The sequence below is a fragment of the Streptomyces sp. NPDC000983 genome, from assembly GCF_040299205.1.
Classification (GTDB): domain Bacteria; phylum Actinomycetota; class Actinomycetes; order Streptomycetales; family Streptomycetaceae; genus Streptomyces.
The window spans coordinates 76,980-89,999 of record NZ_JBEPBM010000003.1 but is presented as its reverse complement, the minus strand read 5'-3'; the positions used below and the strand labels follow the sequence as shown (position 1 = coordinate 89,999).

Below are 13,020 nucleotides of genomic sequence, written 5' to 3'. Positions count from 1 at the left end.
TCTGACCGGGCGGAGCGACCATGGTGCGGTAGGACCCACCGACCACGCCTGACCCTGAAAGCTGGGGGTAACCGACCGGAAAAGAGTCGAGGAGCACATGTCCGCCGAGAGCACGCAAGGGCCCGCCATACCGGGGGGCGGCCCGCAGGACGGCCCGCCCCGCCCCGCCAGGGGCCACCGCCGCAAGCCCCGCGAGAAGCGCAGGGCCCTGCAGATCGCGGCGTGGACCGCCGCCGGCATCGTCGTCCTCGGCGGTACCGGAGCCGGCTATCTGTACTTCAGGCTCAACGACAACCTCGACAGCGTCGACATCGACCAGGCCCTCGGCACCGACCGCCCCGAGAAGGCCGACAACGGCTCCGAGAACATCCTGGTCCTCGGCTCCGACACCCGCGCCGGCTCCAACCAGGACCTCGGCGGCGGCCCCGACGACGGCAGCGCCCGCTCCGACACCGCGATGATCGTGCACGTCTACGAGGGCCACAAGAAGGCCAGCGTGGTCTCCATCCCGCGCGACACCCTCATCGACCGCCCCGAGTGCACCGACCCCGACGGCGACACCCATGACGCGGCGAACGGCGTGATGTTCAACTCCGCCTACTCCACCGGCGGTGCCGCCTGCGCCGTCAAGACCGTCGAGTCGATCACCGACCTGCGCATGGACCACTACCTGGAGGTCGACTTCAGCGGCTTCCAGCAGCTCGTGGACGACCTCGGCGGCGTGGAGATCACCACCAGCGAGGACATCAGCGACGACGACAGCCATCTGGACCTCGAGGCCGGCACCCACAAGCTGGACGGCGAGCAGGCCCTCGGCCTGGTGCGCACCCGGTACGGCGTCGGCGACGGTTCCGACCTCGGCCGCATCCAGCTCCAGCAGGCCTTCATCAAGGCGCTGATCGCGCAGGTCAAGGACGTCGGCCTGTTCACCAGCCCGAAGAAGCTGTACGACCTGGCCGACACCGCGACCAGGACCGTCACCACCGACTCCGACCTAGGCTCGGTCAACAAGCTGATGTCCTTCGCCAGTGGTCTGCGCGGCATCAGTCCCAAGAACATGACGATGGTCACCATGCCGGTCCAGTACGACCCGGCCGACGCCAACCGCGTCCTGGTCGAGGAGGAGAAGGCCGAGAAGGTCTGGAAGGCCCTCAAGGCCGACCGCGCCATCCCGAAGTCGGCCACCGAGGGAACGGCGACGGGCCAGGCCGAGGACATCGTCAGCGGCGGTTAGCCGGGGCCCCGGGAATACCCGGCGGTCACCCCCCGTTTTGGGGGATGGGCCCAGTCCTGGCAGACTGGTACGTCGGCCCCGGTTCACGCCCCCGCACCCCGCGATGGCGACCCGGTGCCCTCCCGAAACTAGGAGACTCCCTTGAAGCGCGACATCCACCCCGAGTACGTCGAGACGCAGGTCAGCTGCACCTGTGGCGCGTCGTTCACGACTCGTAGCACCATCACCAGCGGCGCCATCCGTGCCGAGGTCTGCTCCGAGTGCCACCCGTTCTACACGGGCAAGCAGAAGATCCTCGACACCGGTGGCCGTGTGGCCCGCTTCGAGGCCCGCTTCGGCAAGGCTGCCGGCTCCAACAAGTAGCGAGCCCCACTTCGCCGGTCCACGGCCGTGCCCCTTGCCCGGGTGCGTCCGGGACCGGCGTTTTTGGTCGCCCTGCCACTTCCCGCCATACGCATTTCAGGAGCCGAAAGATGTTCGAGGCCGTCGAGGAACTCGTCTCCGAGCACGCCGATCTGGAGCAGCGTCTCGCCGATCCGTCGGTCCACGCCGACCAGGCCAACGCGCGCAGGCTGAACAAGCGCTACGCCGAGCTCACCCCGATCGTCGCCACCTACCGCTCCTGGAAGCAGACCGGCGACGACATCGAGACCGCCCGCGAACTCGCCGCGGACGACCCGGACTTCGCCGCCGAGGTCAAGGAGCTGGACAAGCAGCGCGAGGAGCTCACCGAGAAGCTCCGGATGCTGCTGGTCCCCCGTGACCCCAGCGACGACAAGGACGTCATCCTGGAGATCAAGGCCGGCGCCGGCGGCGACGAGTCCGCCCTGTTCGCCGGCGATCTGCTGCGCATGTACCTGCGCTACGCCGAGCGCGTCGGCTGGAAGACCGAGATCATCGACGCCACCGAGTCCGAGCTGGGCGGCTACAAGGACGTCCAGGTCGCCGTGAAGACCAAGGGCGGCCAGGGCGCCACGGAGCCCGGTCAGGGCGTCTGGGCCCGGCTGAAGTACGAGGGCGGCGTGCACCGCGTGCAGCGCGTGCCCGCGACCGAGTCCCAGGGCCGGATCCACACCTCCGCCGCCGGTGTGCTGGTCACGCCGGAGGCCGAGGAGGTCGACGTCGAGATCAACCCCAACGATCTGCGCATCGACGTCTACCGCTCCTCCGGGCCCGGCGGGCAGTCCGTCAACACCACGGACTCCGCCGTGCGCATCACGCACCTGCCCACCGGAGTGGTCGCTTCCTGCCAGAACGAGAAGAGCCAGCTGCAGAACAAGGAGCAGGCACTGCGTATCCTGCGCTCCAGGCTGCTCGCCGCGGCGCAGGAGGAGGCGGAGAAGGAAGCCGCCGACGCCCGTCGCAGCCAGGTCCGCACCGTCGACCGCTCCGAGAAGATCCGTACGTACAACTTCCCGGAGAACCGCATCTCGGACCACCGGGTCGGCTTCAAGTCGTACAACCTGGACCAGGTCCTGGACGGCGAACTCGACGCGGTGATCCAGGCGTGCGTCGACGCGGACTCGGCCGCCAAGCTCGCGGCCGCGTAAGGCACGGAGACTCTTGAGTACCGGAGGACGAGCGTGAACCTGCTGCTCGCGGAGGTGGCACAGGCCACCCAGCGGCTGGCCGACGCAGGCGTGCCCTCGCCGCGCAACGACGCCGAGGAGCTCGCCGCGTTCGTGCACGGGGTGAAGCGGGGCGCGCTGCACTCCGTCAAGGACGCCGACTTCGACGCCCGGTACTGGGAGGCCATCGCCCGCCGGGAGCAGCGCGAGCCGCTCCAGCACATCACCGGCCGCGCCTTCTTCCGGTACCTGGAGCTCCAGGTCGGCCCCGGCGTCTTCGTGCCCCGCCCCGAGACCGAGTCGGTGGTGGGCTGGGCCATAGACGCCGTACGCGCGATGGACGTGGTGGAGCCGCTCATCGTCGACCTGTGCACGGGCTCGGGCGCCATCGCGCTCGCCCTCGCCCAGGAGGTCCCGCGCTCCAGGGTGCACGCCGTGGAGCTGTCCGAGGACGCCCTGCGCTGGACCCGCAAGAACATGGAGGGGTCCAGGGTCGACCTGCGCCAGGGCAACGCCCTCGACGCCTTCCCCGACCTCGACGGCCAGGTCGACCTGGTCATCACCAACCCGCCGTACATCCCGCTCACCGAGTGGGAGTACGTGGCCCCCGAGGCACGCGACTACGATCCCGAACTCGCCCTGTTCTCCGGCGAGGACGGCCTCGAACTCATCCGCGGCCTGGAGCGCACCGCGCACCGGCTGCTGCGCCCCGGCGGGGTGGTCGTCGTCGAGCACGCCGACACCCAGGGCGGCCAGGTGCCGTGGATCTTCACCGAGGAGCGGGGCTGGGCCGACGCGGCCGACCACCCCGACCTCAACAAGCGGCCGCGCTTCGCCACCGCCCGCAAGGCGACGCCGTGACCACCCAGACCCCAGACCCGCAGCAGTACGTGTACGAGGAGGCCCGCTAGACATGGCTCGGCGATACGACACCAACGACGCGACCGACCGCACGACCGGTCTGCGCGAGGCCGCGTCCGCCGTCCGCCGTGGCGAGCTCGTGGTGCTGCCGACGGACACCGTGTACGGCATCGGCGCCGACGCCTTCTCCAAGGAGGCCGTGGGCGATCTCCTCGACGCCAAGGGCCGGGGCCGCAACATGCCCACCCCCGTCCTCATCGGCTCCCCGAACACCCTGCACGGTCTGGTCACCGACTTCTCCGAGCTGGCCTGGGAACTGGTCGACGCGTTCTGGCCGGGCGCGCTGACCCTGGTCGCCCGGCACCAGCCGTCCCTCCAGTGGGACCTGGGCGACACCCGTGGCACCGTCGCCGTGCGCATGCCGCTGCACCCGGTCGCCATCGAGCTGCTCACCGACGTCGGCCCGATGGCCGTCTCCTCCGCCAACCTCACCGGGCACCCGGCGCCGGAGGACTGCGACGCCGCCCAGGGCATGCTCGGCGACTCCGTCTCCGTCTACCTCGACGGGGGTCCCACGCCCGGCAACGTCCCCTCCTCGATCGTCGACGTCACCCGTGAGGTGCCGGTGCTGCTGCGCGCGGGCGCGATCTCCGCGGACGAGCTGCGCAAGGTCGTACCCGACCTCGAGGTGGCGAATTGACAGCCCCTGACGCGGGGCGTGGCATAGGCAACGGGGAACGTGCGGCGGAGATCACGACCACTTTCGTCGGGCTTCCGCGCGACAGCTTCCGCATCCTCCACGTCAGCACCGGCAACGTGTGCCGCTCGCCGATCACCGAGCGGCTGACCCGCCATTTCGTGGCGCAGCGGCTCGGCATCCTCGGCGGGGCGCTGATCGTGGAGAGCGCGGGCACCTGGGGCCACGAGGGCGCGCCCATGGAGGCCAACGCGGAGACCGTGCTGGCCGACTTCGGCGCGGACGCCTCCGGCTTCGTCGGCCGGGAGCTCCTCGACGAACACGTGATCCGGGCCGACCTGGTCCTGACCGCGACCCGGGACCACCGCGCCCAGGTCGTCTCGATGGGCCACTCGGCGGGCCTGCGCACCTTCACGCTGAAGGAGTTCACCCGCCTGGTGCGGGCCATCGACCCGGCGACGCTGCCCCCGCTGGAGGACGGCGTCGTCGACCGCGCCCGCGCCCTGGTGCGGGCCGCCGCCGCCCTGCGCGGCTGGCTGCTGGCGCCCACCGCGGAGGCCGACGAGGTCTTCGACCCCTACGGCGCCCCGCTGACGTTCTTCCGCTCCATCGGCGACGAGATACACCAGGCGCTGGATCCCGTCGTGACGGCCCTGACCGGAGTACCCGCGCGGATGTAGCCGCGCGGGCGGTGACCACCGGGCCTACATTGGGCTTACGTCACCGTCGACGCCCGGAGCCCACCATGTCGGTCACCCCTGTTCTCGTCGAGGCCGATGTCCTGCGCCGGCAGGATCCCGAGCTCGCGGAGATCCTGCTCGGGGAACGGGAGCGGCAGGCCACCACCCTGCAGATGATCGCCGCCGAGAACTTCACCTCGCCGGCCGTGCTGGCCGCGCTCGGCTCCCCCCTCGCCAACAAGTACGCGGAGGGCTATCCCGGCGCCCGGCACCACGGGGGCTGCGAGATCGTCGACGTCGCCGAGCGGATCGCGGTCGACCGGGCCACGGCGCTGTTCGGCGCCGACCACGCCAACGTGCAGTCCCACTCCGGCTCCTCGGCCGTCCTGGCCGCGTACGCGGCGCTGCTGCGGCCCGGTGACACCGTCCTGGCGCTCGGGCTGCCCTACGGCGGCCACCTCACCCACGGTTCGCCCGCCAACTTCTCCGGCCGCTGGTTCGACTTCGTGCCCTACGGCGTCGACGCCGAGACCGGGATGATCGACCACGACCAGGTGCGCTCGCTGGCCCGCACGCACCGCCCCAAGGCGATCGTGTGCGGGTCGATCGCCTACCCCCGGCACATCGACTACGCCCTCTTCCGGGAGATCGCCGACGAGGCCGGCGCCTATCTCATCGCCGACGCCGCCCACCCGATCGGGCTCGTCGCCGGGGGAGCGGCGCCCAGCCCGGTGCCGTACGCCGACGTGGTGTGCGCCACCACCCACAAGGTGCTGCGCGGGCCGCGCGGCGGGATGCTCCTGTGCGGCGAGGAGCTGGCCGAGCGGGTGGACCGGGCGGTCTTCCCGTTCACCCAGGGCGGCGCGCAGATGCACACCATCGCCGCCAAGGCCGTCGCGTTCGGCGAGGCGTCCACCCCGGCGTTCACCGCGTACGCCCATCAGGTGGTCGCCAACGCGCGGGTGCTCGCCGCGGGGCTCGCCGCCGAGGGGCTCGTCGTCACCACCGGCGGCACCGACACCCACCTGATCACCGCCGATCCCGCACCGCTCGGCGTCGACGGCCGGACCGGGCGCGGACTGCTCGCCGCCGCCGGGATGGTCCTGGACTGCTGCGCGCTGCCGCACGGCGACGCCCGGGGACTGCGCCTGGGCACGGCCGCGCTGACCACCCAGGGCATGGGCGAGAAGGAGATGGCGCGGATCGCGGCCCTGCTGGCCGGGGTGCTGCGAGGCGAGGCGGAGGCCGTGCGCGTCCGTGAGGAAGTGCGGGAGCTGGCCGCCGGATTTCCCCCGTATCCCGGCTGAGCGGGGGTACCCGCACCCGGGTGCACAGCTGTACGTGCAACCATCGTCGCTACCCGGAAGTCCCCAACCATATGCGCGCCTCGCTAGGGTGTGGGGCTGAGATGGCCAGCGAGACCTGTGGGGAAGCCCGTGCGTGAATACCTGCTGACGCTCTGCATCACGGCCGCGGTGACGTACCTGCTCACTGGGCCGGTGCGGAAGTTCGCGATCGTGGCCGGGGCGATGCCGGAGATCCGGGCACGTGACGTGCACCGCGAACCCACTCCGCGGCTCGGCGGTATCGCCATGTTCTTCGGCCTGTGCGCCGGACTGCTGGTCGCCGACCACCTGACGAACCTCAGCACCGTCTTCGAGAACTCCAACGAACCGCGGGCGCTGCTCTCCGGTGCCGCGCTGATCTGGCTGATCGGTGTCCTGGACGACAAGTTCGAGATCGACGCCCTGATCAAGCTGGGCGGCCAGATGATCGCCGCCGGCGTCATGGTCATGCAGGGTCTGACGATCCTGTGGCTGCCGATCCCCGGGTTCGGCTCGGTGGCGCTGACCCAGTGGCAGGGCACCCTGCTCACGGTCGCGCTGGTCGTCATCACCATCAACGCGGTCAACTTCGTCGACGGCCTCGACGGTCTCGCGGCGGGCATGGTGTGCATCGCCTCGGCCGCGTTCTTCCTCTACGCCTACCGGGTCTGGGTGTCGTACGGCATCGAGGCCGCGGCGCCGGCCACCCTGTTCTCGGCGATCCTGATGGGCATGTGCCTGGGCTTCCTGCCGCACAACATGCATCCGGCGCGGATCTTCATGGGCGACTCCGGGTCGATGCTGATCGGCCTGGTGCTCGCCGCGGGCGCGATCTCCATCACGGGGCAGGTCGACCCGGACGCGCTGAAGCTGTTCGCGGGTTCGGAGAAGGCGGCGGTGCACCAGACGGTGCCGGTCTACATCCCGCTGCTGCTGCCGCTGACGATCATCGCCATCCCGGCGGCCGACCTGGTGCTGGCGATCGTGCGGCGGACCTGGCGCGGCCAGTCCCCGTTCGCGGCGGACCGGGGGCATCTGCACCACCGGCTGCTGGAGATCGGCCACTCGCACAGCCGGGCCGTCCTCATCATGTACTTCTGGTCGGCGCTGATCGCCTTCGGTGCGCTGGCCTACTCGGTGAACTCGGCGTCCATGTGGATCGTGCTCGGCATCGTGATCCTCAGCGCACTCGGTCTCGTCCTGTTGCTGCTGCCGCGCTTCACGCCGCGCGTCCCGGTCTGGGCGCAGGCGCTGGTGCCGCCGCGCTACCGGCGCCGGGCGCCCGTGGCGGAGCCCGCCGCGGCCACCCCGCAGACGCCCGGCGAGGCCGGTCCGGCCGAGGAGCAGCTCGCCCCGGTGGCCGCCGGGGTCAACGGGGCCACCGCTCTCGGCGCCCGTTCGCGCTTCCTGGACGGGCGGAAGGCCGGGTCGTCCCGCTGACGGCAAGGTAAGAATCTGACTAGAGCATTGCCAAACCGTGGGAGAACGCAGGGGGGATGAAGCGCCCCATTATCAGACATAGGGGCGCTCTTCCTGCACATACGCGCGCTGTCACTCTCATGTGTGACACCGAGCACACCCACCAGGTAAAGACCTCATCAAATAGTTTGTGATACCGTTCACGAGAACCCGGACAGAGTCGAAGGACCGTAGTGCGACGGTCCGACGGTGTGAGGTCTTCACCCCCTCCGACCGGGACTACGCTCGTCCATGACGACACCCTGCCCCCTGTGAAAAGCGGAGTTGCCGCCATGCCGTCCAATGACGCCCGGAACCTTCTGCAGTGCGCTGTACCCACAGCGGCTGTCGGCGCGATCGTCGTCGCCGTCAGTGCTGCGGTCGCCGGCGGCGAGGGCGCGCTCGGTGCGGCGATCGGCACGCTGCTCGCGATCCTGTTCATGGGTATCGGTCTGTACGTACTGCAGTGGACGGCAAAAACGCTCCCGCAGTTGTTCCAGGCCATGGGGCTGATGCTCTACGTCGCCCAGCTCCTGCTCCTGCTGATCTTCGTCGCCCTCTTCCAGGACACCTCGCTCTTCAACGCCAAGGCGTTCGCGATCGCGCTCGTCGTCGCGACGGTCGTGTGGATGGCCGCGCAGGCACGTGCGCACATGAAGGCCAAGATCTTCTACGTCGATCCCGAGCCCGCGAAGAGCGAGAAGTCCGAGAAGTCGGGGCCGAAGACGTGAGGGGTAGGGGCGGGATAAAGGCCCGGGGGAACTCCTGCTATCGTCCGGTGCCAACTGCGGCATCGCGGGCGCGGGCATCCGAGCTGACGCCTGCTCGATCGCGAGGCTTGATGCCCCAGAGCCGCCCCCACATCCGTATCACCAGTCCGGTGCCGACTCGCGGCTGCGCGCCGCGCCGACACAACGAGGTTGCCGTACCCATGCGTCACGCCGAAGGAGCCCGCGGTGAGTGCTGACCCGACCCAGCTCGCCTTTGAGTGGGATTGCCGCATCCTGTCCGACAACGGCTGTGGCTTCCCGGCTCCGGGCCTGCACTCGTTCCTGTTCAAGCCGATCGCCACGGTGGGCGGGTTCGAGTTCAACAAGGTGATGCTGCTCGCGCTGCTCACCACGTTGATCGTCGTCTCGTTCTTCTGGATGGCGTTCGGCAAGGCCAAGGTCGTACCGGGCAAGCTGCAGATGATCGGTGAGGCCGGTTACGACTTCGTCCGCCGCGGCATCGTCTACGAGACGCTCGGCAAGCGCGAGGGCGAGAAGTACGTCCCGCTGATGGTCTCCCTGTTCTTCTTCGTCTGGATCATGAACGTCTGGTCCGTGATCCCGCTGGCACAGTTCCCTGTGTCGTCGATCATCGCGTACCCGATCGTCCTGGCCGGCATCGTCTACGTCACCTGGGTCGCGCTGACCTTCAAGAGGCACGGCTTCGTCGGCTTCTTCAAGAACGTCACCGGCTACGACAAGTCGCTCGGCCCGGTGCTGCCGCTGGTCATGGTCATCGAGTTCTTCTCGAACCTGATCGTCCGCCCCTTCACCCACGCGGTCCGGCTCTTCGCCAACATGTTCGCCGGTCACCTGATGCTGGTCATGTTCACCGTGGCCACCTGGTACCTGCTGAACGGCGTGATGATCCCGGCGGCCGGCGTCTCCTTCGTCATGACGATCGTCATGATCCTCTTCGAGCTCTTCGTGCAGGCGGTCCAGGCGTACGTGTTCGTGCTCCTCGCCTGCTCGTACATCCAGGGCGCTCTCGCCGAGCACCACTGAGTTCCGCCCCACCCACCCCCTGAACGTCCGGTGGCCAACTCCCACCGGTCCGCAAAGAGAAGGAAGAATCAGCATGGCTGCCACTGAGACCCTTGCCGCCGTCACCGGTTCGCTCGGCTCCATCGGCTACGGTCTGGCCGCGATCGGCCCCGGCGTCGGCGTCGGCATCATCTTCGGCAACGGCACCCAGGCCCTGGCCCGTCAGCCCGAGGCCGCCGGCCTGATCCGCGCCAACCAGATCCTCGGCTTCGCGTTCTGTGAGGCGCTCGCCCTCATCGGCATCGTCATGCCGTTCGTGTTCGGTAAGTAATCACCTTCCTTACTGACACACATCCACGAAAGGCACTGATGTGATCGCCAACCTGGTACAGCTGGCGGCCGAGGAGGAGCAGAGCCCGCTCGTTCCTCCGGGCCCCGAGCTGCTCGTCGGCGCCATCGCCTTCGCCATCGTGTTCTTCTTCTTCTGGAAGAAGCTGCTCCCGAACATCAACAAGGTTCTGGAGGAGCGTCGCGAGGCGATCGAAGGTGGCATCGAGAAGGCCGAGGCCGCTCAGGTCGAGGCCCAGAGCGTCCTTGAGCAGTACAAGGCCCAGCTCGCCGAGGCCCGGCACGAGGCCGCGCGTCTGCGCCAGGAGGCGCAGGAGCAGGGTGCCGCGCTCATCGCCGAGATGCGTGCCGAGGGGCAGCGCCAGCGCGAGGAGATCGTCGCCGCCGGTCACGCCCAGATCGCGGCCGACCGCAAGGCCGCCTCGTCGGCGCTGCGTCAGGACGTGGGCAAGCTCGCCACCGACCTGGCCGGCAAGCTCGTCGGTGAGTCCCTCGAGGACCACGCCCGTCAGTCCCGTGTGATCGACCGCTTCCTCGACGAGCTCGAGGAGAAGGCCGAGGCCGCGCGATGAACGGAGCGAGCCGCGAGGCCCTGGCAGCCGCCCGTGAGCGTCTGGACGCGCTGACGGACTCCACGTCCGTGGACGCCGGCACGCTCGCCGACGAGCTGGCCGCCGTCACCGCGCTGCTCGACCGCGAGGTGTCGCTGCGTCGGGTCCTGACCGACCCGGCGCAGTCCGGCGAGGCCAAGGCCGGGCTGGCCCAGCGTCTCCTCGGCGGCCAGGTGAGCGGGTCGACCGCCGATCTGGTCTCCGGCATGGTGCGCACCCGCTGGTCGCAGTCCCGCGACCTGGCGGACGCGCTGGAGGAGCTGGCGAACGTCGCGGACCTCACCGCCGCCCAGCGGTCCGGCGTCCTCGACGACGTCGAGGACGAGCTGTTCCGGTTCGGCCGGATCGTCTCCTCCAGCACGGAGCTGCGCGCCGCGCTCACCGACCGCGCCGCGACGGCCTCCGCCAAGGGTGAGCTGCTGCGCAGCCTGCTCGGCGGCCGCGCGAACGCCACCACCGAGCGTCTGGTGACGCGTCTGGTGACCGCGCCGCGGGGACGTAGCCTGGAGACGGGGCTGGAGTCCCTGTCCAAGCTCGCCGCGGACCGCCGCGACCGTCTGGTCGCCGTCGTCACCTCGGCGGTTCCGCTGAGTGACGGGCAGAAGCAGCGTCTGGGCGCCGCCCTGGCGAAGCTCTACGGCCACCGGATGCACCTGAACATCGACGTGGACCCCGAGGTCCTCGGCGGGATCCGGGTGCAGGTCGGCGACGAGGTCATCAACGGCTCCATCGCGGACCGCATCGATGACGCCGGCCGCCGCATGGCGGGCTGAGCAGCAACTTCATAGCAGTACGTACTTACGGCCCGGTTGGGCCGTGCAGAGGATTCCTGGGGGTCGCCCCCAGACCCCCAAGTTGAAACTTCGGGCCCAACAAGGAGAGCAGGGAACCCAGATGGCGGAGCTCACGATCCGGCCGGAGGAGATCCGGGACGCGCTGGAGAACTTTGTCCAGTCGTACAAGCCGGACGCGGCCTCGCGCGAGGAGGTCGGTACGGTCACCCTTGCCGGCGACGGCATCGCGAAGGTCGAGGGTCTTCCCTCGGCCATGGCCAACGAACTGCTGAAGTTCGAGGACGGCACCCTCGGCCTCGCCCTCAACCTCGAGGAGCGCGAGATCGGTGCCATCGTCCTCGGTGAGTTCAGCGGCATCGAGGAGGGTCAGCCGGTCACGCGTACCGGCGAGGTGCTCTCCGTGGCTGTCGGCGAGGGCTACCTCGGCCGCGTCGTCGACCCGCTCGGCAACCCGATCGACGGCCTCGGCGAGATCGAGACGTCCGGCCGCCGCGCCCTGGAGCTGCAGGCTCCCGGCGTCATGGCCCGTAAGTCGGTGCACGAGCCGATGGAGACCGGCTACAAGGCCGTCGACGCGATGACCCCGATCGGCCGTGGCCAGCGTCAGCTGATCATCGGTGACCGCCAGACCGGCAAGACCGCCCTGGCCGTCGACACGATCATCAACCAGCGCGACAACTGGCGCTCGGGCGACCCGAAGAAGCAGGTCCGCTGCGTCTACGTCGCCATCGGCCAGAAGGGCTCGACCATCGCCTCCGTGCGTGGCGCCCTGGAAGAGGCCGGCGCGCTGGAGTACACGACCATCGTCGCCGCCCCGGCGTCCGACCCGGCCGGCTTCAAGTACCTTGCGCCGTACACCGGTTCGGCCATCGGTCAGCAGTGGATGTACGAGGGCAAGCACGTCCTCATCATCTTCGACGACCTGTCGAAGCAGGCCGACGCCTACCGCGCCGTGTCCCTGCTGCTGCGCCGCCCGCCGGGCCGTGAGGCCTACCCGGGTGACGTCTTCTACCTGCACTCCCGTCTGCTGGAGCGCTGCGCGAAGCTCTCCGACGAGCTGGGCGCCGGTTCGATGACGGGTCTGCCGATCGTCGAGACCAAGGCCAACGACGTGTCGGCGTTCATCCCGACCAACGTCATCTCCATCACCGACGGCCAGTGCTTCCTGGAGTCGGACCTCTTCAACGCCGGTCAGCGCCCCGCGCTGAACGTCGGTATCTCCGTCTCCCGAGTCGGTGGTTCCGCGCAGCACAAGGCGATGAAGCAGGTCTCCGGCCGTCTGCGCCTCGACCTGGCCCAGTACCGCGAGCTGGAGGCGTTCGCCGCCTTCGGTTCCGACCTGGACGCCGCGTCGAAGTCGCAGCTGGAGCGCGGTCAGCGTCTGGTCGAGCTGCTCAAGCAGCCGCAGTACCAGCCGATGCCCACCGAGGACCAGGTCGTCTCCGTGTGGTCCGCCACCACGGGCAAGATGGACGACGTGCCGGTCGCCGACATCCGCCGCTTCGAGAAGGAGCTGCTGGAGTACCTGCACCGCAAGGAGCAGGGCCTCATGACCTCCATCAAGGAGGGCGGCAAGATGTCCGACGACACCCTGGCCGCCATCGCCGACGGCATCGCGGACTTCAAGAAGCAGTTCGAGACCTCGGACGGCAAGCTTCTCGGCGAAGACGCCCCGGCCGCGGCCAAGTGA

At 69.5% G+C, this 13,020-nt stretch carries 14 protein-coding genes; all 14 read left to right on the top strand.

Annotation, left to right across the window (positions count from 1 at the left end):
- The first annotated feature begins 97 nt into the window (after positions 1-97).
- The 14 genes from ABT296_RS04420 to atpA all read left to right on the top strand — a co-directional run bounded on the left by ABT296_RS04420 (position 98) and on the right by atpA (position 13,020).
- On the top strand, positions 98-1,234 hold the full coding sequence (locus ABT296_RS04420) for an LCP family protein (protein ID WP_351923087.1): 1,137 nt from the start codon (positions 98-100) through the stop codon (positions 1,232-1,234).
- A gap of 141 nt (positions 1,235-1,375) precedes the next feature.
- Entirely contained in the window at positions 1,376-1,597 is a 222-nt protein-coding gene (gene rpmE / locus ABT296_RS04415) for a 50S ribosomal protein L31 (RefSeq protein ID WP_351923085.1), read from the top strand.
- 110 nt (positions 1,598-1,707) lie between these two features.
- Positions 1,708-2,784, top strand: coding sequence for a peptide chain release factor 1 (gene prfA, locus ABT296_RS04410; RefSeq protein WP_351923083.1), 1,077 nt, complete (start codon positions 1,708-1,710; stop codon positions 2,782-2,784).
- Positions 2,785-2,817: 33 nt separating this feature from the next.
- Positions 2,818-3,663 (top strand): peptide chain release factor N(5)-glutamine methyltransferase, encoded by an 846-nt coding sequence (gene prmC / locus ABT296_RS04405; protein WP_351923081.1) that lies wholly within the window; start codon positions 2,818-2,820, stop codon positions 3,661-3,663.
- 52 nt (positions 3,664-3,715) lie between these two features.
- Positions 3,716-4,363, top strand: a complete 648-nt coding sequence (locus ABT296_RS04400; RefSeq protein WP_351923078.1) for an L-threonylcarbamoyladenylate synthase — start codon at positions 3,716-3,718, stop codon at positions 4,361-4,363.
- On the top strand, positions 4,360-5,040 hold the full coding sequence (locus tag ABT296_RS04395; RefSeq protein WP_351923076.1) for an arsenate reductase/protein-tyrosine-phosphatase family protein: 681 nt from the start codon (positions 4,360-4,362) through the stop codon (positions 5,038-5,040). Before ABT296_RS04400 ends, ABT296_RS04395 begins: the two co-directional genes overlap by 4 nt.
- Before the next feature lie 65 nt (positions 5,041-5,105).
- Positions 5,106-6,347 (top strand): serine hydroxymethyltransferase, encoded by a 1,242-nt coding sequence (gene glyA, locus ABT296_RS04390; RefSeq protein WP_351923074.1) that lies wholly within the window; start codon positions 5,106-5,108, stop codon positions 6,345-6,347.
- A 129-nt stretch (positions 6,348-6,476) separates the two neighbouring features.
- Positions 6,477-7,805, top strand: a complete 1,329-nt coding sequence (locus tag ABT296_RS04385) for an MraY family glycosyltransferase (protein ID WP_351923072.1) — start codon at positions 6,477-6,479, stop codon at positions 7,803-7,805.
- Positions 7,806-8,116: 311 nt separating this feature from the next.
- Positions 8,117-8,554: a Cg1360 family ATP-synthase-associated protein gene (locus ABT296_RS04380; RefSeq protein WP_351923070.1), complete on the top strand. Its 438-nt coding sequence runs from the start codon at positions 8,117-8,119 to the stop codon at positions 8,552-8,554.
- 225 nt (positions 8,555-8,779) lie between these two features.
- The gene (gene atpB, locus ABT296_RS04375; RefSeq protein ID WP_502977171.1) at positions 8,780-9,598 is read left to right on the top strand and encodes a F0F1 ATP synthase subunit A; all 819 of its coding nucleotides are present in this window, start codon (positions 8,780-8,782) and stop codon (positions 9,596-9,598) included.
- Positions 9,599-9,671: 73 nt separating this feature from the next.
- Entirely contained in the window at positions 9,672-9,908 is a 237-nt protein-coding gene (locus ABT296_RS04370; RefSeq protein WP_285510094.1) for an ATP synthase subunit C-like protein, read from the top strand.
- 40 nt (positions 9,909-9,948) lie between these two features.
- Complete coding sequence (locus ABT296_RS04365) at positions 9,949-10,497, top strand: F0F1 ATP synthase subunit B (protein WP_351923067.1); 549 nt, start codon at positions 9,949-9,951, stop codon at positions 10,495-10,497.
- Positions 10,494-11,309 carry a F0F1 ATP synthase subunit delta gene (locus ABT296_RS04360; protein ID WP_351923065.1) on the top strand — a complete coding sequence of 272 codons (816 nt, stop codon included), beginning with the start codon at positions 10,494-10,496 and terminating at the stop codon, positions 11,307-11,309. Before ABT296_RS04365 ends, ABT296_RS04360 begins: the two co-directional genes overlap by 4 nt.
- Before the next feature lie 121 nt (positions 11,310-11,430).
- Positions 11,431-13,020, top strand: coding sequence for a F0F1 ATP synthase subunit alpha (gene atpA / locus ABT296_RS04355; RefSeq protein ID WP_351923063.1), 1,590 nt, complete (start codon positions 11,431-11,433; stop codon positions 13,018-13,020).

What these genes read in the sequence shown, in the direction of transcription:
- ABT296_RS04380 (WP_351923070.1), top strand. Translation starts at nt 8,117, where the DNA reads ATGCCGTCCAATGACGCCCGGAACCTTCTGCAGTGCGCTGTACCCACA.
- prfA (WP_351923083.1), top strand. Translation starts at nt 1,708, where the DNA reads ATGTTCGAGGCCGTCGAGGAACTCGTCTCCGAGCACGCCGATCTGGAG.
- ABT296_RS04360 (WP_351923065.1), top strand. Translation starts at nt 10,494, where the DNA reads ATGAACGGAGCGAGCCGCGAGGCCCTGGCAGCCGCCCGTGAGCGTCTG.
- atpA (WP_351923063.1), top strand. Translation starts at nt 11,431, where the DNA reads ATGGCGGAGCTCACGATCCGGCCGGAGGAGATCCGGGACGCGCTGGAG.
- ABT296_RS04420 (WP_351923087.1), top strand. Translation starts at nt 98, where the DNA reads ATGTCCGCCGAGAGCACGCAAGGGCCCGCCATACCGGGGGGCGGCCCG.
- ABT296_RS04400 (WP_351923078.1), top strand. Translation starts at nt 3,716, where the DNA reads ATGGCTCGGCGATACGACACCAACGACGCGACCGACCGCACGACCGGT.
- ABT296_RS04370 (WP_285510094.1), top strand. Translation starts at nt 9,672, where the DNA reads ATGGCTGCCACTGAGACCCTTGCCGCCGTCACCGGTTCGCTCGGCTCC.
- glyA (WP_351923074.1), top strand. Translation starts at nt 5,106, where the DNA reads ATGTCGGTCACCCCTGTTCTCGTCGAGGCCGATGTCCTGCGCCGGCAG.